At 64.1% G+C, this 20391-nt stretch carries 17 protein-coding genes; 5 read left to right on the forward strand and 12 right to left on the reverse strand.

All coding sequences use genetic code 11. The features are described 5' to 3' along the window. Positions 1-11: 11 nt before the first annotated feature. The 4 genes from AWB82_RS06595 to AWB82_RS06610 all read left to right on the forward strand — a co-directional run bounded on the left by AWB82_RS06595 (position 12) and on the right by AWB82_RS06610 (position 4052). Positions 12-1211, forward strand: coding sequence for a CaiB/BaiF CoA transferase family protein (locus AWB82_RS06595; RefSeq protein WP_235023199.1), 1200 nt, complete (start codon positions 12-14; stop codon positions 1209-1211). Further along, the gene (locus AWB82_RS06600) at positions 1208-1681 is read left to right on the forward strand and encodes a MaoC family dehydratase (protein ID WP_086966357.1); all 474 of its coding nucleotides are present in this window, start codon (positions 1208-1210) and stop codon (positions 1679-1681) included. The genes AWB82_RS06595 and AWB82_RS06600 overlap by 4 nt, the downstream gene beginning before the upstream one ends. Before the next feature lie 135 nt (positions 1682-1816). Next, complete coding sequence (locus AWB82_RS06605) at positions 1817-2713, forward strand: helix-turn-helix domain-containing protein (protein WP_086966358.1); 897 nt, start codon at positions 1817-1819, stop codon at positions 2711-2713. Positions 2714-2831: 118 nt separating this feature from the next. Then, on the forward strand, positions 2832-4052 hold the full coding sequence (locus AWB82_RS06610; protein ID WP_235023200.1) for a glycoside hydrolase family 88 protein: 1221 nt from the start codon (positions 2832-2834) through the stop codon (positions 4050-4052). 178 nt (positions 4053-4230) lie between these two features. Here the strand turns inward: AWB82_RS06610 and AWB82_RS06615 are convergent, their stop codons facing one another. Further along, entirely contained in the window at positions 4231-5433 is a 1203-nt protein-coding gene (locus tag AWB82_RS06615; RefSeq protein WP_159462561.1) for an MFS transporter, read from the reverse strand. A 268-nt stretch (positions 5434-5701) separates the two neighbouring features. Continuing rightward, positions 5702-5968: a hypothetical protein gene (locus AWB82_RS06620; RefSeq protein WP_143756681.1), complete on the reverse strand. Its 267-nt coding sequence runs from the start codon at positions 5966-5968 to the stop codon at positions 5702-5704. Between the two features lie 536 nt (positions 5969-6504). Here AWB82_RS06620 and AWB82_RS06625 point away from each other — a divergent pair. Further along, positions 6505-7425 carry a LysR family transcriptional regulator gene (locus AWB82_RS06625; protein ID WP_086966362.1) on the forward strand — a complete coding sequence of 307 codons (921 nt, stop codon included), beginning with the start codon at positions 6505-6507 and terminating at the stop codon, positions 7423-7425. Here the strand turns inward: AWB82_RS06625 and AWB82_RS06630 are convergent. The 10 genes from AWB82_RS06630 to AWB82_RS06675 form a co-directional block, all read right to left on the reverse strand. Next, positions 7422-8123: a sterol desaturase family protein gene (locus tag AWB82_RS06630; RefSeq protein ID WP_086966363.1), complete on the reverse strand. Its 702-nt coding sequence runs from the start codon at positions 8121-8123 to the stop codon at positions 7422-7424. The genes AWB82_RS06625 and AWB82_RS06630 overlap by 4 nt on opposite strands. 61 nt (positions 8124-8184) lie before the next feature. Continuing rightward, the gene (locus tag AWB82_RS06635) at positions 8185-9561 is read right to left on the reverse strand and encodes an MFS transporter (protein ID WP_086966491.1); all 1377 of its coding nucleotides are present in this window, start codon (positions 9559-9561) and stop codon (positions 8185-8187) included. A gap of 96 nt (positions 9562-9657) precedes the next feature. Further along, the gene (locus AWB82_RS06640; protein ID WP_086966364.1) at positions 9658-11388 is read right to left on the reverse strand and encodes a GMC family oxidoreductase; all 1731 of its coding nucleotides are present in this window, start codon (positions 11386-11388) and stop codon (positions 9658-9660) included. A gap of 30 nt (positions 11389-11418) precedes the next feature. Further along, positions 11419-12225, reverse strand: a complete 807-nt coding sequence (locus tag AWB82_RS06645) for an enoyl-CoA hydratase/isomerase family protein (RefSeq protein WP_086966365.1) — start codon at positions 12223-12225, stop codon at positions 11419-11421. 6 nt (positions 12226-12231) lie between these two features. After that, positions 12232-13803, reverse strand: coding sequence for an AMP-binding protein (locus AWB82_RS06650; RefSeq protein WP_086966366.1), 1572 nt, complete (start codon positions 13801-13803; stop codon positions 12232-12234). Continuing rightward, on the reverse strand, positions 13796-14341 hold the full coding sequence (locus AWB82_RS06655) for a (2Fe-2S)-binding protein (protein ID WP_086966367.1): 546 nt from the start codon (positions 14339-14341) through the stop codon (positions 13796-13798). The genes AWB82_RS06650 and AWB82_RS06655 overlap by 8 nt, the downstream gene beginning before the upstream one ends. Then, a complete protein-coding gene (locus AWB82_RS06660) occupies positions 14338-15159 on the reverse strand; it encodes an FAD binding domain-containing protein (protein ID WP_086966368.1) in 822 nt (273 codons plus the stop codon). The genes AWB82_RS06655 and AWB82_RS06660 overlap by 4 nt, the downstream gene beginning before the upstream one ends. After that, positions 15156-18179 carry a xanthine dehydrogenase family protein molybdopterin-binding subunit gene (locus tag AWB82_RS06665; protein ID WP_086966369.1) on the reverse strand — a complete coding sequence of 1008 codons (3024 nt, stop codon included), beginning with the start codon at positions 18177-18179 and terminating at the stop codon, positions 15156-15158. Before AWB82_RS06665 ends, AWB82_RS06660 begins: the two co-directional genes overlap by 4 nt. Further along, the gene (locus AWB82_RS06670; RefSeq protein WP_086966370.1) at positions 18176-18796 is read right to left on the reverse strand and encodes a UbiX family flavin prenyltransferase; all 621 of its coding nucleotides are present in this window, start codon (positions 18794-18796) and stop codon (positions 18176-18178) included. Before AWB82_RS06670 ends, AWB82_RS06665 begins: the two co-directional genes overlap by 4 nt. Next, a complete protein-coding gene (locus AWB82_RS06675; RefSeq protein ID WP_086966371.1) occupies positions 18789-20291 on the reverse strand; it encodes a UbiD family decarboxylase in 1503 nt (500 codons plus the stop codon). Before AWB82_RS06675 ends, AWB82_RS06670 begins: the two co-directional genes overlap by 8 nt. Positions 20292-20391 lie beyond the last annotated feature (100 nt).

Below are 20391 nucleotides of genomic sequence, written 5' to 3' on the forward strand. Positions count from 1 at the left end.
CCGAGAGGAGAATGTTTATGCTGGAAGGCATCAAGGTGCTGAGTTTCACGCATTTTCTGCAAGGCCCCGCCGCCGTGCAGATGCTCGCCGATGTCGGCGCGGATGTGATCAAGATCGAACCGCCGGGCGGCGCGTTCGAACGTAGCTGGACCGGCGCGGATGCGTTCCTCGAAGGCGTGAGCGTGTTCTTTCTGCTCGGCAACCGCAATCAGCGCAGCATCTCGCTCGATCTGCGCGACGAAGCCGCGCGCGAGATCGTGTGGCGTATGATCCGCGAAGCCGACGTGCTCGTCGAGAACTATCGTCCCGGGGTGCTCGACAAGATGGGCTTCGGCTATGCGCAGGTGCATGAAGTCAATCCGCGTCTCGTGTATTGCTCGTGCACCGGCTACGGTTCGTCCGGGCCTTATCTGAAGCGTCCAGGCCAGGATCTGCTGCTGCAGGCGATGAGCGGACTGACCATGCTTTCCGGCGACGCGGAGTCGCCGCCCACGCCGGTCGGTTCCGCCATCGTCGATCAGCATGCCGCCGTGCTCGCCGCATTCGGCGTGGTCGCCGCGTTGCAGGCGCGCGAGCGCACGGGCGTGGGCACGCGCATCGAGAGCAACCTCCTCAACGCCGCGCTCGACCTGCAAATCGAGCCGTTCACGTACTACATGAACAAGGGGCCGTTGTGGGCACGCACGCATCCGCCGACCGGCAGCCGCTTTCATCCCGCGCCGTATGGCGTGTACCGAACGCGTGACGGCTATATCGCGATGTCGCTCACGCCGACGCAGAAGCTTGCAAACGCGCTGTCGTGTCCCGCGCTCGCCGCGTTCACCCATCCGAAGGACAACGTGCTGAGGCGCGACGAGATCAACCGTCTTGTCTATGACACGCTGAAAACGCGCACGACCGAAGAGTGGATGCACACCTTCGAGGAACACGATATCTGGTTCGCGCCCGTCAACGATTATGAGCAGGTCGAGCAGGATCCGCAGGTCGCGCACAACGAAATGATCATGTCGTTCGATCACGAGGAAGCGGGACCGGTGCGCGTGCTCGCGCATCCGGTGCGCTACGACGGCGCGACGCCTGCGCTGCGGCGGCATCCGCCGAAACAGGGACAACATACCCGCGAAGTGCTCGCGGAACTGGGTTATACGCCGCAGGAGATCGACGGCTATGTCGAACGCGGCATCGCATTGACTTCGAGGAGAGAAGCATGAGCGCGCAACCGAACAACTGGCCGGCGCTCTTGCGCTTCGACGACGTCGAGATCGGCCGCACGCAGGTCAACGTTCACACGGTCACAGAGGCCGAAGTGAACGCGTTCGGACATCTGTCCGGCGACCTGAATCCGCTGCATATGGAAGATGCCTTCGCCGAATGCTCCCCTTTCGGACGGCGCGTCGTGCATGGCCTGTTGACGGCCGCGCTGGTCTCGGCGGCGCACACCGAATTGACCGGTCCGGGCTTCGCGTATGTCGGGCAGGAGCTGCGCTTTCTGGGGCCGGTGTATATCGGCGATACGGTGACGATCAACGTTTGTGTCGTCGAAAAGAAGCCCGCAAAGCACATCCTCGTGATGGATACGACCGTGCGCAATCAGCAAGGACGCGTGGTGCTGAGCGGGCTTTCCGCGCTGAAGGAACTCCGCTTCGATCATGCGCTGATGGCGCGCAGCGCGGCGGCGTGACACCGTCGCGCAGGCCGCATGGTGTAAATGCCAACTAACCGGCGGGCGCGGGCACGGCTACACTCGTGCAGTCGCCCGCGCAGCGCGGGCATGCAGGCGGGTGCAAAGACGCTCCGCCGCCGACGGAGGAGACAGTTGGATACCGCATGTTGCTGTCACGTTCCGGTGATCCGGATCGAGGACTACGAATACGGCGCGCACGTCAAGACGCCGGACTTCCATCTCGCGCCGATCGAGGCGCTCAAATCGACGCTGGTCTATCCGCACCGGCACGACTTCTATCACATGATGTGGGTGCTCGCGGGCAGCGGCTCGCATGTGATCGACTCGGTGCGCTACGACGTGCGCCCCAATACGCTCTACATCATGGCGCCGGGACAGATTCACGATCTCGATCTGTCCGCCGATACGCTCGGTTATTCGCTCAGTTTCTCGTCGGATTTTTTCGCGTTCCGCGTACAGAACCGCCATACGGAGACGGACGTACCCGTCTATAACTTCGAGCAGCTCGCCCCGTGCGTCAACTTGAGCGACGCGCAGGTGCGCGAACTGGCGCGCGTGATGGACGGCATCCGCCATGAGTATCAGGAGGAGCAGGTCGGCTACACCGACGCGATCTGGGCCTATCTGCACGTGTTTCTGATCAAGGTCGCGCGCATGTGCGATGCCGCCGCCATACGCGATGCCGCCGCGACGCGCAGCGTGCTGCTGTCGCGCCGCTTCAAGAGCCTGCTGGAGAAGCATTTTCGCTCCGTCAACGAAGCGGCCGATTACGCGCGCCTGCTCAACGTCACCGAACGTGCGCTCAACGAAGCGACGCGTCAGGCGCTCGGCAGCACGGCACCCAAGCTGATCCGCGAGCGCGTGATGCTGGAGGCCAAGCGTCTGCTGCTGCACTCCGAAGTGAATGTCGCGGAGATCGCCGCGATGCTCTCGTTCGACGATCCCGCCTACTTCAGCCGCTGCTTTCGCAAGCATACGGGCCGCTCGCCGATCGACTATCGGCGCAGCCTCGACAAGCTGCACATCTGAGCGTCTTCATGCGGCGCTTCGATGCGGAAATGTCCAACAGTTCATGCGTTTCATCCTAACGCGGTCGCGCAGGCGCTTCTTAGAATCGTCCTGCGAATGACGAACTCAAGGAGACGCCGTGTCGAACGCAATGAACTCGCTGTCAGTCAGCGAGACCCGGGCAGAGCTGTTTCGCGAAACCCTCGATAAAACCGCGCAAAAGGTCGCTTCCGACGAGCTGACCTTCGGCGTCGAATTCCCGCAAGTCACCGGCCCCGATGGTCAATGGGTGCGTCTGCCCGCCTCGCTTTCGGCGGGCTACGACGGCGACGCATGGAGCCACGGCAACTGGTTCTGCGGCTTCTGGGTCGGCTTGCTGCTGAGCTCGTATGTGCACACCGGCGAGGCGCGCTTTCTGGAATGGGCGCGCGCCCGAATGCTGCTCGTCCGCCAGCGCGCGCAGGATCCGAACACGCATGACATCGGCTTCATCTTCGATAGCAGCGCGGTGCCGGGACATCACATCACCGGCGACGCGTGGTTCGCCGACATTGCGCTCGAAGCCGCCGACAAGCTGCGCGCGCGGCTCGTGACGACGCGCAACGGCGCGTATCTCGCGTCCTGGGGACCGATCTCCGATCCGCGCGGCCGCAGCGCCTCGGCGATCGACACGATGGCCAATCTGTCGCTGCTCTACTGGGCCGCCGGTTACGCCGACGACGGCAGCTACCGGCAAGCCGCGGACGCGCACGCCGAGATGACCGCGCGCGCCTTCGTCCGCGCCGACGACTCGACCTATCACGCCGTCGAATACGACGTGCACAGCGGCGCCCGGAAACGCGGCTACACGTTTCAAGGCGCGTTCGACGAATCCGCGTGGAGCCGCGGCCAGGCTTGGGCGATTTACGGCTACGTCAACTCCGCGCGGGAAACCGGCAAGCGCGCGTATCTGGATCTGGCCGAGCGTCTCGCCGATTACTACCTGCGCCGCCTCGACGGGCGTCAGGTGCCTCCGTGGGACTTCGATGCGACCGGCCGCGACGCCGAGATCAAGGACACGGCTGCTGCCGCCGTGGTGGCGTCGGCCTTGCTGGAGATGGCACGCGTGCATCCCGAGGCGCACGCCGCCGCGAAATGGCGAGGCCACGGCCTCGCGATGCTCGAAGCGCTATGCCGCGACGAATTCACCCGGGACGGCCAGCACGGGCTGTTGCATAACTCGTGCTACTCGAAGCCGCACAATATCGGCGTGGACGGCGCGACCATGTTCGGCGACTTCTACTTCGTCGAGGCGCTATGCCGCGCCGTGCATCCCGGCAAGCTACGCCCGCTGGACCACACGCGCATGCCACTCGCCTGAGCGTCACGACGAAGCCACGACGAACGGCGGAACGACGGCATCGCCGCCGCTCCGCCCACGACCAGTCACTCACCACTGCTTGTTCACTTGCCATTGAAGGATCGGAAACGATCGAATGCATGTTCCGCTCTCTGGCACGCCGACGGCTGACGGCGGCACTCGCGACCCGTCGGCCTTTCTACCGATGCGACCTCTCCTTCACCGCGCGAAGTGTCAGGACACTGTTGCCCGCGATGCCTGCGACGCCCAACGCGATCAAGGCTCCCGTCGGCCCGAGTACTGTTGCAAGCAGGCCCGCTAACAGCGTTCCGAGCGGCCAACATCCGATACCGACAGTGACCAGACCGAACACACGACTGCGCATGACGCCGGGCACGGACTCGATCACGATAGTCGTCTGGTGTATGTTGTAGGCGGCGCTACCAAAGCCGCCCATGAAGAGAATGACGAGCAACGAAGCCAGCGAGCATCGGAAAGAACTCGCGAACCCAGCGATCGCAATAGCCAGGAAAAACACACTCGATCCGGCTATCAACCAGACAAAGGACCGCCCTCGTAGGCGAGCGCCTCCGATGATCGCGCCGGCAACAAAAGATCCCGCAGGCTCCGCCGACGAAAGCACGCCGATCATCGTGGCCGACAAGTCGAACGTCTCGCTTCCGAGAGGTGTCAGTAGAACGTTATAGCTATAGCCGCATAAGTTCGTGATTGTCGTCACGATCAAGAGCGCCATGATCGTTTTACTGTCGAGCGCGTATTGCCACGCTTCCTGGAGGTCCTCGCGGATCCGCGTCAGGGAGAGGCGTCCGGACGGCGCCTGCACGGTCGAAAGTCGAAAGATGCACACCGCGGCGCAAAGCGACGCCGTCGCGGAGAGGAAATAGGATGTCGAGACGCCGAGTGCTCCGTAGATCAAGCCTCCAAGCAGAGGCCCGAGACATCGCGTCGCGAAGTTGGTCATGCTGTCGATAGCGACCGCGCGAGCGGCCATCGCCGTGCCCGCTGTCTCCGCAATCATGCGCCTACGCGCAGGCATCTCGGTGGCATAGACGACACCGCTCACGAGCGCGGCAGCGCAAAGGTGCCATGTCGATAGAACCCCGAGGAAAGACAAGACTCCCACTGTCGCCGACGAAGCACTCGCGAGCAACAATCCGAGCAGCACTATTCTCTTGCGATCCATTGCGTCCGCGACGACGCCCATGACCGCGCCGCTTAACAAAAGCGGAAGACTCCGGCACGCGGAGACCACCGCGACCGCTACTGCCGAATTCGTAGCCTTGAAGGTAAACAACGCGGCTGCGAGCATTTCCAGCCACATCATCGCGTTTGAGACCGCGCCCGCCGTCCAGAGCGGTAAGAAACCTTTGGTGCGTATCACGCTTGTCCGGTGCATCGCTTGCGTTACACCATGTTTTTTCGCTGATTGAGGGTGTTCATTTCAAGCGTTCTGATTGGAAGCAGTCAGGCAGCGGAGCGCGTGTCGCGGTGGCCGGAGGGGTGCTGTTACGCGTTGACGTGATTGCCGAACGGCGAGCGCCTCTGCATTACGCATCAGTGCGCTGTACGATGATGCCGCCGGCAGCATCAAGGAAGCGGCCGATCGCGCGCCTTTTCGATGCCAACCCGAGAGAAGCGATCGATCATTGTCACTCGCTTTTGAGCGCGTCGTCTTTGCCGGGTGACTCGGTGGTGCTGCCCGACTCAGGTGGGACTTCCTGTTTCGACGGGTGTTGCGCGGGAGACTGTTTCGCCTCGCCGGAAGTTGGTTGACGCACTCCTTGGGCGGGATCGCCGCCGGTGGCGGCGCCCGGTCCTGGCTGGTTGCCCAGTGAGCCACCACCGCTTGCTCCGCTGCCCGCATCGCCGAGCGGCTTATCGGTGCTGCCCGGTCCTTCCAAACGATCGTTGCTCATGACCAGTCTCCTTCCTTTGAACTCGTTAATGAGCAATGCGCATGCCAAGAGCGGCGGTTTGCCTTGCCACATCGAACGTGTCGCGATAGCTGGCCTTCGACACAAAAGAATCCGAAAGAGCGAGGCGCGAATTGGAGATTGAAGCAAATGAAGGCGTGCGGTCGCAAGCGAAGCGCGTCTCGGTACGACGCGCTTCGCATCAGAGAACCCTTTCGGACATTGCCGAGCAGCTCAAACATTGACGATTCCTTCGAAGCCGCAATCAATGGCATGCACAATGAAGCCGGTCCTGTTGCATTAACCGAGCACTCTGTTCTGCTTTGCCAGGGGCGTCTAAAGAGTACGTTCGACGTCGGTGGCGAACCGAATCGCCTAAACCATCCTTCAGTGGCGATAATGCGTGCATCCGCTCGTCGCTTTTTCGTGTCGCGCAGGCGCGTCTTGAGCATTTTCGGCGGCTCGCTGCTGCGTTGATAGCACGCTTCGACCTGTGGCTACACTCGCAGTCTTCGGCTTTCCCACCTCGATCGGGCATCATGGACCTCAAGCAAATCCAGTATTTCATCGCCCTCTTCGAGGATGGCTCTGCCACGCGCGCGGCCAAGCGCCTCAATATCGTGCAGCCCGCGCTCAGCATGCAGATTTCGAAGCTCGAAGCCGAACTGCGACAGACGCTCTTCGAACGCGGCCCGCACGGCATGGCGCCGACCGAAGCGGCGCGCCTCATGTATCGCCTATACACGCCGATCATGCGCGACATCGAGCACGCGCGCGCGCAGTTGAGCCGGCGCGACGTGATCATCACGGGTCGCGTCTCGCTCGGAATGGTGGCGTCGGAAGCAGAAAGCGTCTTGCCGGAGTCGCTTGAGAGGTTTGACACGCTCTTTCCGCAAGTCGAGGTTTCGGTGGCCGACGGCTTCAGCGCACAGCTCATCGATGCGGTCGAGGCAGGCCGGCTCGATGCCGCGATCATCAACAAGCCGCGCGGTCGCCTCGCCCTCGATGTCGAGCCGTTGCTGGTCGAGGAAATGGTGCTCGTGACGAGTGCCGCACACGGCGTCGCGTTGCCGCCGGAGATCGATCTCGCGAATATGTCCGGGGTAGAACTCGTGCTGCCGACGCGCCGCAACGGCCTGCGCGGCGCGCTCGACGCCGCGCTAATGGCCGCCGATATCGTCATCAAGCCGAAGTTCGAAATCGATCTGCTCAGCTCGATCGTGCAGTTCGTCGAGCAGGGAAATATCGCGACGATCCTGCCGCGCGTGGTCGTGCAGCGCAAGGTGGATGAAGGCGTGCTGCGCGCACACACGATCACATCGCCGCCGATCGTGCGGCACATCATCCAGGTTACGCATCCAAAGCGGCCGATCGGTCCCGCCGCACAGGCGCTCATCGCAATCATCACTGACGAGATAAAGCGCGTGACGACGGGTGTATTGGGCAAACAAGCGCCTTAGCGGCCGCGTTCCAACGGTTCGCGCGCATTACTCGGAACGTCGCTGCGCGTGCCAAACAGCGTGTCGCAGATCGGGAACGTGAGGTTGAAGTTCTGTGTCGCCATCACTTCGGGATCGTGGTGTGTAGCGTGCAGGCGCCGCACTGTGTTGACGAGCGGAACGCGGTCGAGGAACGGGCTGTCGGTGAAGTGTGAGAGCGTATGCAGGCCCTCGTACATCAGAAAGTACGCCGCCATCGTGAACAGCGCGATGTAGCCTGCGTTGCGGGAGAATACGAACCCGATCACGAGCGCGAACGGCACGGCCGCCAGCACGAACGCGACCGGCGCGAAAGGCGGAAACAGCAGCGCGCGCCAGTGACGGTGGCCCTTGTATTCAAGCGTCACATGCGTGAAGAATCGGTGATGAACCGCGCAATGGCGCTTGTAGATCATGCTGAAATACTTCGTCGGACGATGCAGCACGTAGCGGTGCGCCGCCCATTCCGCCCAATTGCCGAACAGAAAGAGCGGAATGACCGCCAACCATTCGGCGAGCGTCGGCGCATGAAGCTGCATCAGGCAATACACGATCACGCCGCCGGTGAAGAGCAATGTGAAGCCGAGGTGCATTTCGCCGCGATACCACCATGGCGTGGCATTCACATACTCGTCACGAAACTTGTAGGAACGCGCGCGAACGTCTTCTTCGTATTTCATCGATGTCTCCGGCTGTTATGAAGGCGTGCGCCCGTTGGCGTCCGCCGTTATGCCCAATGACTCAGGTGGGATTGCGCGCGGAACCGCTTTCGAGCTTGCCGAGCGTCTCGGGGACGACGAATGCGCCCACGAGGAAGATCACGCTGATCGCGCCGATGAAGATCGCTAGCGTCATCGGCAACTGGCTCGCGTCCTTCGCCACCAGCGAAACGGCCGTCGGCATCATCCCGCCGATCGCGAAGCCGATATTCCAGGAGAGGCCCGTGCCGGTCGCGCGGATCGAGGTCGGGAAGCGTTCGTTCAGGAAGATCAGGATCGGCGCATAGCCGGCGCTGCCGAGCGCGCTGAGAAGGACTGCATAGACGCCGACCATCATGATGCTGTCGGCGGTAGGCAGCAGCAAAAACAGCGCGGGCAACGCGACGAGCCGGATCAGCCCGATCCACACGAACGCACCTTTGCGGCCGATGAACGTGCTGAGGTGCCCTGCCGCGATCGACGCGATCACTACCGCAATGCTGCAGATCATCAGGATCGCCGCGGCCGCACCGTTGGGTGCGTGGCTAACTACCTTCAGGAACGTCGGCAGGTAGCCCGATGTCAGGTAATAGCCGCTGCCGCCGCCAATCGTCAGGAGCAGGTTGACGAAAAGAATCTTGCGATAGTCGCGCGAGAACAGCGTCTTTAGCGGCGAGCGCACGACTTCGACGGGCGCGCCCTTGAGCTGCGCGGCGGCCTTCGCAGCCTTTTCGGCGGCGAGCTTCTTCCACAGCGGCGACTCTTCAAGGCTGTTGAACACGAAGAGACCGAGCACCGAGCTGATGATGCCGGTGAAGAACATGCAGCGCCAGCCCCATACGTCAAAGGCGTCGCCGGGGAAAAGCGCCGACATCGCGAGGAACGTTACGGACGCGAGCAGCGCGCCGAGCCCAGCCCCGCCGCCGCCGATCAGTCCCGACACCGCGCCGCGATACTTCGGCGCGACGGATTCGGTTCCGATGGTGTGCGTGGAAGCAACCACGCCTCCGACAAACACGCCCTGGATGAGGCGCAGCAAGAGGAAGAGAATCGGCGCGAGCAGGCCGACTTGAGCGACGGTCGGCAGCAGGCCGAACGCGGCCGTCGACAGGCCGACGCCGACCACCGCCACGATCATCGCGCCTTTACGGCCACGGCGATCGGCGTAAGAACCGAAGAGCGCGGAGCCGAGCGGGCGCATCAGCAGTGTCACGGCGAACGATGCATAGACGGCGGCGAGAGAAAGCATCGCGTGCTCGGAGGGGAAGAACAGACGCCCCACCACTGGCGCGACATATAACAGCACGAACAGATCGAACAAATCCAGTGCCCAGCCGAGACACGAAGCTACCACTGCGCCCATCACCTGCCGCTGATCGACAGCGGGTGCGGCGGCGCCATTTTGCGCTGCTACGGACATTTCCATCTCCTTGAATGTCACCGGGCCATCTCTCGATCGACCCCGTGTTGAAGGCACGTAGTTGTGGCGTGCTCTTATTGCCGTTAAAGAAACTTGTCAGTGCGCGGCGGCGAGCGGCGGCGTCGTCGATGCGCTGCCTGCGCGTCGTCCCGTGACCATTGCGTCGGCGATCTTCTCGGCAATCATGATGGTCGGGATATTGGTATTCGCCGAAGGCAGTCGCGGCATCAGCGATGCATCAACCACTCGCAAGCCTCGCGTTCCGTGCACTCGGCCCTCGGTGTCGGTGACGGCGCTGCGCTCGTGCGCGTCGCCCATGCGGCACGTTCCGCTCGCATGCCACACGCCGAAGACGTTCGCGCGGATGAAATCCGCGAGCGCGCGTTCATCGGCGAGCAGCTCGGAAATCCTGAGCCCCCGCGTGAAGAAGCGCTCGATCAGCAGGCGGCGGATCGGCGCGGGTGTATCGAGCAGCGTGCCGAGCATCGAAGTCAGCAGCGCGTTGCCCTCGCCAACACGGCTTAGCGCCTTCACGCGCGGCGAAAAAGCCGCGGGAAAGAAATCGCGCTGATCGTGACCGAGACCCGATGCCGCGACGACCTTCGCGAGCACCCGTACGCCAACCGCGAGCCGATCGAGATCGCGTTGATCGTCGAGCAAATTGAGCTCGACACGCGGTGCGACCGCCGCATCGGATGAAACGAGTTGCACGCGGCCACGCGAATACGGCCGGTTGCACCAGAGAAAGAAAAGACCAAGCCGGTTGCCGAGCGAATGCCACGCGGCACGCGTCGCGCTCGACAGATACAAATCCGACGATTCGCCGCCATCGACGCCCGACGTGAAACGAGCTGCTGTCATGCTTGCGCGGCGCCGGGAAAGTGGCATACGAAAGCGCGGTTCGAGAAAATGGCAGAAGGTGAGCGACGGATGATCCTGCAGATTGCGCCCGACGCCTGGCAGGTCGACGAGGCATCCAATGCCGAGCTCGCCGAGCTCATGCTTCGAGCCGATGCCCGCGCGCATCAGCAACGCGGGCGACTGGAGCGCGCCCGCACAGATCACGACCTCATCGGCGTCCAGATGCAACCGCTCGCCGTTCGAAGCCACCGCGACCACGCCCTGAGCGGCGGTCCCTTTCATCACGATCCGCTCGACGCGCAGGTTCGGATACACAGTGAGATTGGGCCGCTTACGCGTCGCTTCGTCGAGGTACGCGACAGCGGTAGACACGCGCTTGTCGTCGATATTTGAGAACGCCCCTGGAAACAAGCCGTCGCCGAACTCGGCATTTTGGTCCTGCAAGGTGGCGAAGCCGTTCGCGCGCAGACCATCGGCGAACGCGTGACAGAATGGGGGCCAGTCTTCCGGCATGATGCGGCGGATCGGCACTGGACCATCGCTGCCATGCAACTCGCCAGAGGGAAAATTCACATCGCGCTCGAGCTTGCGAAAATAGGGCAGCACGTCGTCCCATGCCCAGCCCGGCGCGCCGTTCGCGGCCCACTCGTCGTAGTCGCGCGGCAGGCCGCGATTCGCCGACTGCACGTTGATACTCGACCCCCCGCCCATCACACGGCCCTGCTCATACACGCGCGGCGCCGATGTCTTCGTCGCCTTCGCTTTCAGATCCGGCCAGATGTAGGTATCGCCGCAAAAGACGGGCATTGGATAGCTATCGAGGATATGCGCGGGCACCGCGCCCGGCGGTGTATCCGCGCCCGCCTCGATCAACGCGACGCGCAGCGACGGCACCGCCGACAGCCGATGCGCGAGCACGCATCCCGCCGATCCGCCACCGATGATCACGTAGTCGAAACGATCCATTTGCCTGTCTCCTCGTCTTTTGCGGGCTTCTCAGGAACCGCGGAACACCGGCTTGCGCTTGCCATGGAACGCTTCGACGCCTTCACGGAAATCGTCCGAGGTTCGCAGACGGCTATAGCAATGCCCTTCGAGTTCGATCGCGATCGAGAGCGGCGTATCTTCGGAATCGTTGAGCAGCTTCTTCGCCGTGCGTTGCGCGAGCGGCGAGAACGTGCGCAACTCGTTGACGAGTGCATCGGTAGCGGCTTCCAGTTCCGCATCCGGCACGCACTCGACCGCGATGCCCCACTCGTACGCCTGCTTGCCCGGTATGCGGCGCGAGCGCATCACGATGTCCTTGGTCCTGCCGATGCCGACCATCTGCTGCAAGCGCGCCGATCCGCCCGAGCCCGGAATCTGCCCGAGCTTCTGTTCGGGCAGCGCATAGAACGTGGTCTCGCTCGCTATGCGGAAGTCGCACGCAAGTGACAACTCGAAGCCCACGCCGAAGCAGAAACCGCGATTGGCCGCGATCACCGGCTTCGAGCAGCGCGCGGGCGCGGCGATATTCCAGGCGAGCTTCGAGACATGCTCGGGCGAAGCTTCGAGAAAGCCCTTGATGTCGCCGCCGCTCGAAAAGTGCTCGCCCTTCGCGCGCACGACGATTACGCGCACGCGATCGTCTTCGTCGAGCGCCTCGAACGCGGCGCGCAACTGGTCGCGCGCGTGCATCGAGATCACGTTGAACGGCGGGCGATGCAGGACGATGTCGGCGCGCTCGCGCCCGGCGTCTATCTCGATCGAGAAGCCGTCGAGGTCCTGCAGCAGTGCCTGGCCGCGATGGATCAAATCGGTCATGTTGGTCTACTCCTTCGTGATTTCAGTGTGGTGTGCAGCGGATGCGGACGGACCGTCATCGCATTGATATTCGCCTGCGGAAAGCTTGCGGCGCAGGATCTTGCCGACCGGCGACTTCGGGATGTCGTCAACGAACACGTAGTCGCGCGGACGCTTGAAGTTGACGAGGTCCGACTCGCGGCACCATGCGTCGAGCGCGGCTGAATCGACGTACTCGCGGCGCTTGATGAACGCGACCACGCGCTGGCCCCAGCGCTCGTCCTTCACGCCCGCGACGGCCACTTCATCGACCGACGGATGCAGCGAAAGTACCGATTCGATATCGACCGGCGAGATGTTCTCGCCGCCGCTGATGATCATGTCGTCGACTCGTCCGGAGACGTACAGGTCGCCGTCTTCGTCGAAGTAGCCGGTGTCGCCGGTGAAGTACCAGCCTTCGCGCAGCGACTTCGCGTTGGCATCGGGGCGGTTCCAGTAGCCTTCGAACGCTTCGTCGCCGAGCAGGTCCGCGATGATCTGACCTTCCCCGTTCACCGGCGCGAGATCGTCGGGCGACTTAGCGTCGAGCTTCACGACGCGAAGTCGCGTGTTGATGCCCGCGCGTCCCGCGCTGCCCGGCTTTTTCGTCGCGTCCTGGTCGATGCTGAACGTGTAGACCTCGGACGAGCCGTAGTGGTTGACGAACAGTTCCGGCTCGAACGCGGCCGAGAGGCGCTTGAGCAGGCCATCGCTCATCGGCGCGCCCGCGAAGCCGAGCTTCTTCACCGACGAGGTATCGATGTTCGCGAAAGCGCCATCGGCGAGCAGGTCGTGATAGAGCGTCGGCACGAGATACAGGCACGTGAGCCCGTGCTTCGCGATGGACTCGAGCGCGAGCCGCGCGTTCCAGCGCCGCACACAGACGAAGAGACCATCGACGAGCGCCATCGAGAGCAGCGAGCGCACGCCCATCGTGTGATAGAGCGGCATCACCCCGAGCGTGCGTTCGCCGTGCCGGTACAGGTTCTGCGCGACATGCGCGAGCGCGCCCGCGCGTTCGTGCCGGTGACGGCGCGGCACACCCTTCGCCTTGCCGGTCGTGCCCGATGTGTAGAGAATCAGCGAGACGTCGTCTGCATTCGCGTCGGTGGTTTCGCCTGTATGCGCGCGTTCGGCGAGCAGCGCGTCATAGGAGGTCGTGCGGCCTTGGGCATCATCAAGTCCGATGCGCGGCACGTTTTGCGCCGCGCTGCTTTGCATGACGGCATCCGCGCACACGGGTTCGTAGACGATCGCCTTCACGCCCGCGTCAGTCACACAGTAGTCGAGTTCGTCGGGTTTGGCGCGCCAGTTGAGCGGCACGATCACGATGCCCGCGAACTGGCAGGCCCAGTGCAGCGTCGCCATCTCCCAGCGGTTTTGCAGCACGACGAGCAGCCGGTCGCCGCGTGAGAGACCGAGTTTGCGCAAGCCTTCGGCGACATCGAGGATGACGCGGTGCCACTGCGCGTACGTGAATTGCATATCGCCATCGACGAGCGCGAGCGCATGCGGGCTGCGCTCGACGCTTTGCAGGAACGTGCGGCCGAGATCAAGCATGCTCGACCTCCTGGCCTTGTTCGCCGTGGACGCGACCATTGCGACATGCCGCAACGTCGAGCACCGCCTTGACGATCGGCGTGTAGCCCGTACACCGGCAGATATGGCCCGAGAGCATCTCGCGCACCTGCTCTTCACTCGGATCGGGCACGCGTTGCAGATAGTCCGCACACGACATCAAAATGCCCGCGGTGCAGAAGCCGCACTGCAGCGCGTGATGCCGCTGGAATGCCTGCTGCAAGTCGCCGAGCGTCTGGTCGGGTGCGAGACCCTCGACCGTTTCGACACGCCTTCCCTGCACTTGCACCGCGAGCATCAGGCACGAACGCGCCGCAACGCCGTCGATGTGCACCGTGCACGCGCCGCACACGCCGTGTTCGCAGCCGACATGCGTCCCGGTCGCGCCGAGTTCGTGCCGAATGAAGTCCGACAGCAGTTCGCGCGGCTCGCAATGGCCGCTGCGTTCGCGGCCGTTGAGCGTCAGCGTGATGCGCTGCGCTTCGCCTTGCCGCAGGATGTTCGTCGATGTCTTGCTCACTTCGCCTCCTCAATCACGCGCCATCCCAGTTGCCGGACCAGATGCCGGCGATATTTCGCGCTGATGTGGGCGTCGTCCTGCGCGCCCAGCTTCCAGCTCAAATCGTTCAATGCCCCCCGCAGGTCGTCGCCTGAGAGGCGCGGCCAGCGTTCGACCGTCGGCCGGTCCGCGACGCCGCCCACCCCGATGCGGATCGCGTCGTCCGTCACGACCGCCGCGCACGCGACCATCGCGAAGTCGCCGTGACGCGCGGAAAATTCGGTGAACGCGTACCGCTCGCCCGGCTTCTTTAGCGGAAAGCGCACGGACTCCACGAGTTCGTCCGGTTCGCGCGCCGTCATCAACATTCCTTGAAAGAAGTCCTGCGCCGCGAGCACGCGCTTTTTCTTCTTCGAGCGCAACGTCACGTCGCCGCCGAGCACGGCAAGCACGAGCGGCAGTTCGGCGCTCGGGTCCGCATGCGCGATCGAACCGCACACGGTCCCGCGATTGCGGATCTGAAAGTGCGAGATATGTGGGAACGCCATCGCGAGCATCGGCACTTCGTCGAACAAGCTCTTGCGCCATTCGACGCACCCTTGCGTCGCCGCCGCACTCACGCGCAATTGCCCCGTCTTGTCGTCGGCATGAACCGCGTTCAGCTCTTCCGTACGCGAGATGTCGACGAGCACGCGCGGTTGCGCGAGCCGCATGTTGAGCACCGCCATCAGCGACTGTCCGCCCGCGAGCACGCGCGCGTCCTCGCCGAATTGAGCGAGCGCATCGAGTGCATCGTGCGTCGACATAGCGCGCAAATAATCGAACGGGGCGGGCTTCATGTGCGGCTCCTGAAACGCGCGATGAAGCGCGATAGCCATGAACCGCCCGCTTGCACCGGCCGGCCGGCGGCCTGTCTTCCGAGCGATTCGAAGAGCTGCTTGAGCACCACTTTCGCCGCGCCTTCGAGCATGCGGCCGCCGACCGCCGCGACCTTGCCCGACACCTGCGCTTCGTAGTCGTACGACAGACGCGTACCGTGGTCAGTCGGCGTGAGTTCGACGAGTCCATTGCCGCGCGCGCTGCCAAGCGGCGAGATGCCCGCGCCCGAAAGCCGCAGCCGATGCGGCGCGTCGATCTCCGACAAACCGATACGCGCTTCAAAGCGCGCCTTGATCATGCCGACGCCGACGGTCACATCCGCGCGATACTGGTTCGGCGCCGTTTCGTCGAGCGCATGGCAGCCGGGGATGACCTTCGCGAGCGCTTGCGGGTTGAGCAAGACGGCGAAGACCGCTTCGGGCGTCGCGGGCAAATCGACCGTGCCTTGCGCCGTCAGCGCCTTGCCGCCCGGCGTCGCCGGCTTCTTCGCGGGCGCGTCGCGCAGTTCGGGCCGCGACGGCTCCGGATCGTCGATGCCGATTAGCGCCATCACCTTCGACGGCGTGAGCGGCAGGCGGATATCGTCGACCCCGAGCGCATCGGCGACTGCATTCGCGATGCACGGCGGCGTGCTCATGTTGTTGCCCTCGCCAAGACCCTTCGCGCCGAGCGGCGTGAACGGCGACGGCGTCTCCAGATGCACGATCAGCGGATCGGGCACTTCGCAGGTGGTCGGCATCAGGTAATCGGCGAGCGTGCCGGACTGGAAACTGCCGTCCGCGCCATAGCGGAACTCTTCCATCAACGCCGCGCCGAGGCCTTGTGCGAACGCGCCGCGAATCTGGCCGTCGGCGAGTGCGGGGTTCAAGAGCGTGCCGGCATCGTGCGCGGTCACGTAGCGGTCGATTCGCACGCGGCCGGTCGCGCGATCCACTTCGACGCCGCACATATCGAACGCGAACCCATAAGCCGCCGACGTGTTGATGCGATCGTCCTCGTCGGGCGCTTCCATGTTCGGGGGCGTCCAGAAGACGGTCTCGCGCAAGCCCGGTTCCTCGCCTTCGGGCAGGAGCGCGGGCGCCCAGTGCGGCGCGTTGCTTGCGGCGCGCGCAAACGGCAGCGCGCGATCCTCGGCGCCCTTCGTATAGATGCGCGCGCCATCGAAGCAGACTTCCTCGGGCGCGCAGCCGAACTGTTTCGCGACGATGCGCGAAAGCTTGTCGCGCACCCGTATCGCGGCGAGATGTACGGTGCCCGCCACTGCTCCCGCAAAGCGGCTCGAATAGTTGCCCGACGCAACCGACCACGCGTCCTTGTGCGTGTCGAACTCGACGTTCACGACGATGTCTTTCGGATCGAGCCCGAGCACATCCGCGACGACTTGCGCGCACACGGTCATGTGTCCCTGCCCCGCCGGCGTCGACGCCACCGTCACAACCACGCCGCCGAGCAGATCGACGCTCACCGTCGCGCTTGCGATCGCGCCGCTCTTCGGACCGGCTTTCCTGCGCGCGTCGGCGGGCATCACGGTCGTGATGTAGCCCATGTTCGACATGGAAGGCTCGACGATTGCCGCAAAGCCGATGCCGTACAACCGCCCTTCGTTGCGCGCCGCCTCGCGCCGCGCGACGAGTTCGTCGTAGCCGCCTTCCGCGAGCGAGCGGCGCAAGGCTTCCTGATAGTTGCCTGAGTCGAGGAGCGCGCCCGCCGCCGCGCGATATGGAAACGCATCGGCAGGAACGAAGTTGCGGCGGTACACGTCGAGCACGTCGAGCTTCAGTTCGATCGCGATACGCTGCACCAGCCGTTCGAGCGCGAAGTAGACCTGCGGACCGCCGAAGCCTCGCACGAGTCCGGTCGGCGTCTTGTTGGTCAGCACGACGCGATTGCGCACGACGAGATGGTCGATGGCATACGCGCCCGTCAGGCAGCCGTGCATCCGGTAGAACGTCGCGGGTTCCGGCGCGCGCACGTAGCCGCCGACATCTTCGAGCTGATCGTATGAGAGCGCAGTAATGCGTCCGTCGCTTTCGACGGCGGCTTCGATCGTGGAAAAGCGCGCGGTCGCCGAAGTTGCCGCGCTCAGATGCTCCAGCCGGTCCTCGACCCACTTCACCGGCGCGCCCGCCTTACGCGATGCGAGGCACATCAGCACGACATAGGGAAACACCGCCTGCTTCACGCCGAAGCTGCCGCCCGAATCGCGCGGCGCCTTGTGACGCAGACGATTCGCCGGCACATTGAGCGCCATCGCCATCACGGCGTGCAGCGAAAACGGACCCATGAAATTCGAGGTGACGTCGTAGCCTTCGTCGCCCGACAGATACTCCGCGATCACCACGCCGCATTCGATCGGCGCACACGTATTGCGCGGGTAGTGCGCGACGAACTTCACGCGATGCGGCGCCTTTTCAAACGCTGCTTGCGGATCGCCGTAGCGAAAATGCCGGTCGCTGATCACGTTCGTGCCGACACGGTCGTGCAGCACCGGCGCATCGTCCCTGATCGACTCTTCGATCGATGTCACCGGATCGAGCATCGCGTATTCGACCTTGATGAGATCGAGCGCATCTTCCGCAAGCGCCCGCGATTCGGCCATCACCACGGCCACCGGCTCGCCGACATAACGCACGCGATCCATCGCGAGCGACCATTGCTCCATGGGGGACTTCACGCCGACGACAAACGGCCGCGACCATGCGTGCAGATCGTCGCGCGTAAGGACAGCGCGAACGCCCGGCAGCTTCGACGCCGCTTGCGCATCGATCGATACGAGCTCCGCGTGCGCGTGCGGCGAGCGCAGCACGGCCGCGTGCAATGTGCCGGGCTTGATCGCGATGTCGTCGCCGTAGCGGCCGCGGCCGGTCAGGATCGCGGGATCTTCGAGGCGCTGCATCGAGCGGCCGACGTGGCGCTTCGCAGGTGGCTCCTGCTCGGCGCGTGCGTCGGTGATTGCGAAAGAGGTCTCGCGCTGGTTCATCGCGCGGCTCCTTCGTCGCAGCTCGCGAACTCGTCGGCGAGACCGCTCCAGCGCCGCGCGATCTCGCCGTGCTCGATGCCGAACAAATCCAGAATGCGGCCGACCGTGTGATCGACCACGTCTTCGATCGTCTTCGGATGCGCGTAGAACGCCGGTACCGGAGGCATAACGATCGCGCCCATCTCGGTGGCGAGCGTCATGTTGCGCAGATGCGCGAGGTTCAGCGGCGTTTCGCGCGCGACCAGCACGAGGCGGCGGCGCTCCTTGAGCATCACGTCGGCGGAGCGCGTGAGCAGATTGTCCGCGAAACCGTTGGCGACGCCTGCGAGCGTCTTCATCGAACACGGCGCGATCACCATGCCGTCGGTCAGGAACGAGCCGCTTGCCACCGCCGCGCCGATGTCGCGCACATTATGGACGACGTCGGCGAGCGCATCGAGGTCGCCGCGTCCGAGGCCAAGCTCCTGCGCCGCCGTGACCGCGCCCGACGCCGACACGATCAGATGCGTCTCGTGCGTGCCGAGCCGGCGCAGCGCGGCGAGCAGGCGCACGCCGATTGCGGCGCCGCTCGCGCCCGAGATGCCGACTACGATGCGCGACTTGTTTCGCTCAGTCATGATCGCGGCCCAGGTAGGCTTCGAAAGCGGCGTTGTCGCCGGCCAAGAGCGCGTCGAGGTCGACCGTGTCCTGCCCAGGAATGCGAACGCGCGTGAACACATGTTCCGGATAGACCACGGGGCGCGTCGCGTCGAGACCCATCTTCGCGCTCACGCCTTGCAGATGCGGCGGCGCGTCCGCCGGCTGGCCCACCGTCGTGGAAGGATCGAGCGGCGAACCCTGCGCCCCCTCGATCACGACGAGATCGCGATCGGCCTGAAAGCGCGTCGCGATCGCCCATTCGATTTCTGCGGGATCGTGCACGTCCACATCGGTATCGACGACGACGACCTGCTTGATGTCGTAATGCGCGCCGAACGCGCACAGAATCACGTTCTTCGCTTCGCCTTCCCGCTTCTTTTCGAACTGCACCCAGAGGTGATAACGACACACGCCGCCGACCGACAGATGCACATCCGTGACACCCGGATGGCTGCGTCGCAGATGCGCGAGCAACGTCGCTTCACGGGGAATCGCGCCGAGTAACAGATGTTCCATTTCGGCGGGCACGATCGTATGAAAGATCGGATCGCGGCGATGCGTGAGTGCCGTCACCTCGATCACCTCGCGTGCTTCCTTCGCGCTGTAGTACTTCGGGAACTCGCCGAACGGACCTTCCGGCTCGCGAACGTTCGGCAGAATACGCCCTTCGATGACGATCTCGGCGAACGCCGGCACATGCACGCCGCTCGTCACGCATTTCACGACCGGCAGCGGCGCGCCATGCAGCGCCCCGGCGATCTCCAGTTCGTCGTGATCGATCGGCGTGATCGCCTGCGAAGCGAGCATCGTCAGCGGATCGACGCCGATCGCGACGGCCACGTCGAGCGCATCGCCCGCTTCCTCCGCGGCTTTCTGGAAGGCGTACAGATGGCGCGGCAGCAGCAGGATCGCCATGCGGTCCGGGCCGTGCACCTGAATGCGGTTGATCGACACGTTCTGCACGCCGGTGCGCGGATTGCGCGCAATGACTAGACCGGCCGTGATGTACGGACCGTTGTCGTGTTCGCTGTGGGTGGGAATCGGCAGCAATGCGTGCAGGTCGATGCCGTTCGTATGAACGATCTCCTGACAGGGCGCGTCCGCTCGATCGACCACCCTCGATGCGACCGGCTGCGCGACCGCCGCCGAAAAGCGCGCGAGCAGTCCCGCTTCCTCGACGCCCATCGCCTCCGCGATCCAGCCGCGCTTCGACATGAAGCCGGAGACGACCGGCACGTCCTTGCCGCCGGGCTGCGTGAAGAAAGCGGCCTGCGTACCGTCGAGCCGTTTGGCGATCGCAGCGAGCTCGTGTTCGAGCGCAACCGGCCGATCGATGGTCGCCAGGCGGCCGGTCTTCGCGAGATGCGCGAGCCAGTCGCGCAGCGTGAGCGCTGACGTCGCTGAACGATTCGAAGCCCACGGAAGAGCAAAGGTGGAAGAGGTGCCGTGCGTCGCGGCATCGCGAATATTCATCTGCGTCTCCATCTGTCCCCTGCGTTTTTGCGGCCGGAGCGCCGCGCGGCAAGGGGTGAAATGAAGGTTAGCGAGATCGCGATATAAGTTCTAATAGTGT

It is taken from the genome of Caballeronia glebae (genome assembly GCF_001545035.1).
Lineage (GTDB): Bacteria > Pseudomonadota > Gammaproteobacteria > Burkholderiales > Burkholderiaceae > Caballeronia > Caballeronia glebae.

What these genes read in the sequence shown, in the direction of transcription:
- AWB82_RS06635 (WP_086966491.1), bottom strand. Translation starts at nt 9,561, where the DNA reads ATGTCCGTAGCAGCGCAAAATGGCGCCGCCGCACCCGCTGTCGATCAG.
- AWB82_RS06650 (WP_086966366.1), bottom strand. Translation starts at nt 13,803, where the DNA reads ATGCTTGATCTCGGCCGCACGTTCCTGCAAAGCGTCGAGCGCAGCCCG.
- AWB82_RS06640 (WP_086966364.1), bottom strand. Translation starts at nt 11,388, where the DNA reads ATGGATCGTTTCGACTACGTGATCATCGGTGGCGGATCGGCGGGATGC.
- AWB82_RS06665 (WP_086966369.1), bottom strand. Translation starts at nt 18,179, where the DNA reads ATGAACCAGCGCGAGACCTCTTTCGCAATCACCGACGCACGCGCCGAG.
- AWB82_RS06625 (WP_086966362.1), top strand. Translation starts at nt 6,505, where the DNA reads ATGGACCTCAAGCAAATCCAGTATTTCATCGCCCTCTTCGAGGATGGC.
- AWB82_RS06660 (WP_086966368.1), bottom strand. Translation starts at nt 15,159, where the DNA reads ATGAAGCCCGCCCCGTTCGATTATTTGCGCGCTATGTCGACGCACGAT.
- AWB82_RS06600 (WP_086966357.1), top strand. Translation starts at nt 1,208, where the DNA reads ATGAGCGCGCAACCGAACAACTGGCCGGCGCTCTTGCGCTTCGACGAC.
- AWB82_RS06630 (WP_086966363.1), bottom strand. Translation starts at nt 8,123, where the DNA reads ATGAAATACGAAGAAGACGTTCGCGCGCGTTCCTACAAGTTTCGTGAC.
- AWB82_RS06675 (WP_086966371.1), bottom strand. Translation starts at nt 20,291, where the DNA reads ATGAATATTCGCGATGCCGCGACGCACGGCACCTCTTCCACCTTTGCT.
- AWB82_RS06620 (WP_143756681.1), bottom strand. Translation starts at nt 5,968, where the DNA reads ATGAGCAACGATCGTTTGGAAGGACCGGGCAGCACCGATAAGCCGCTC.
- AWB82_RS06645 (WP_086966365.1), bottom strand. Translation starts at nt 12,225, where the DNA reads ATGACCGATTTGATCCATCGCGGCCAGGCACTGCTGCAGGACCTCGAC.
- AWB82_RS06595 (WP_235023199.1), top strand. Translation starts at nt 12, where the DNA reads ATGTTTATGCTGGAAGGCATCAAGGTGCTGAGTTTCACGCATTTTCTG.
- AWB82_RS06670 (WP_086966370.1), bottom strand. Translation starts at nt 18,796, where the DNA reads ATGACTGAGCGAAACAAGTCGCGCATCGTAGTCGGCATCTCGGGCGCG.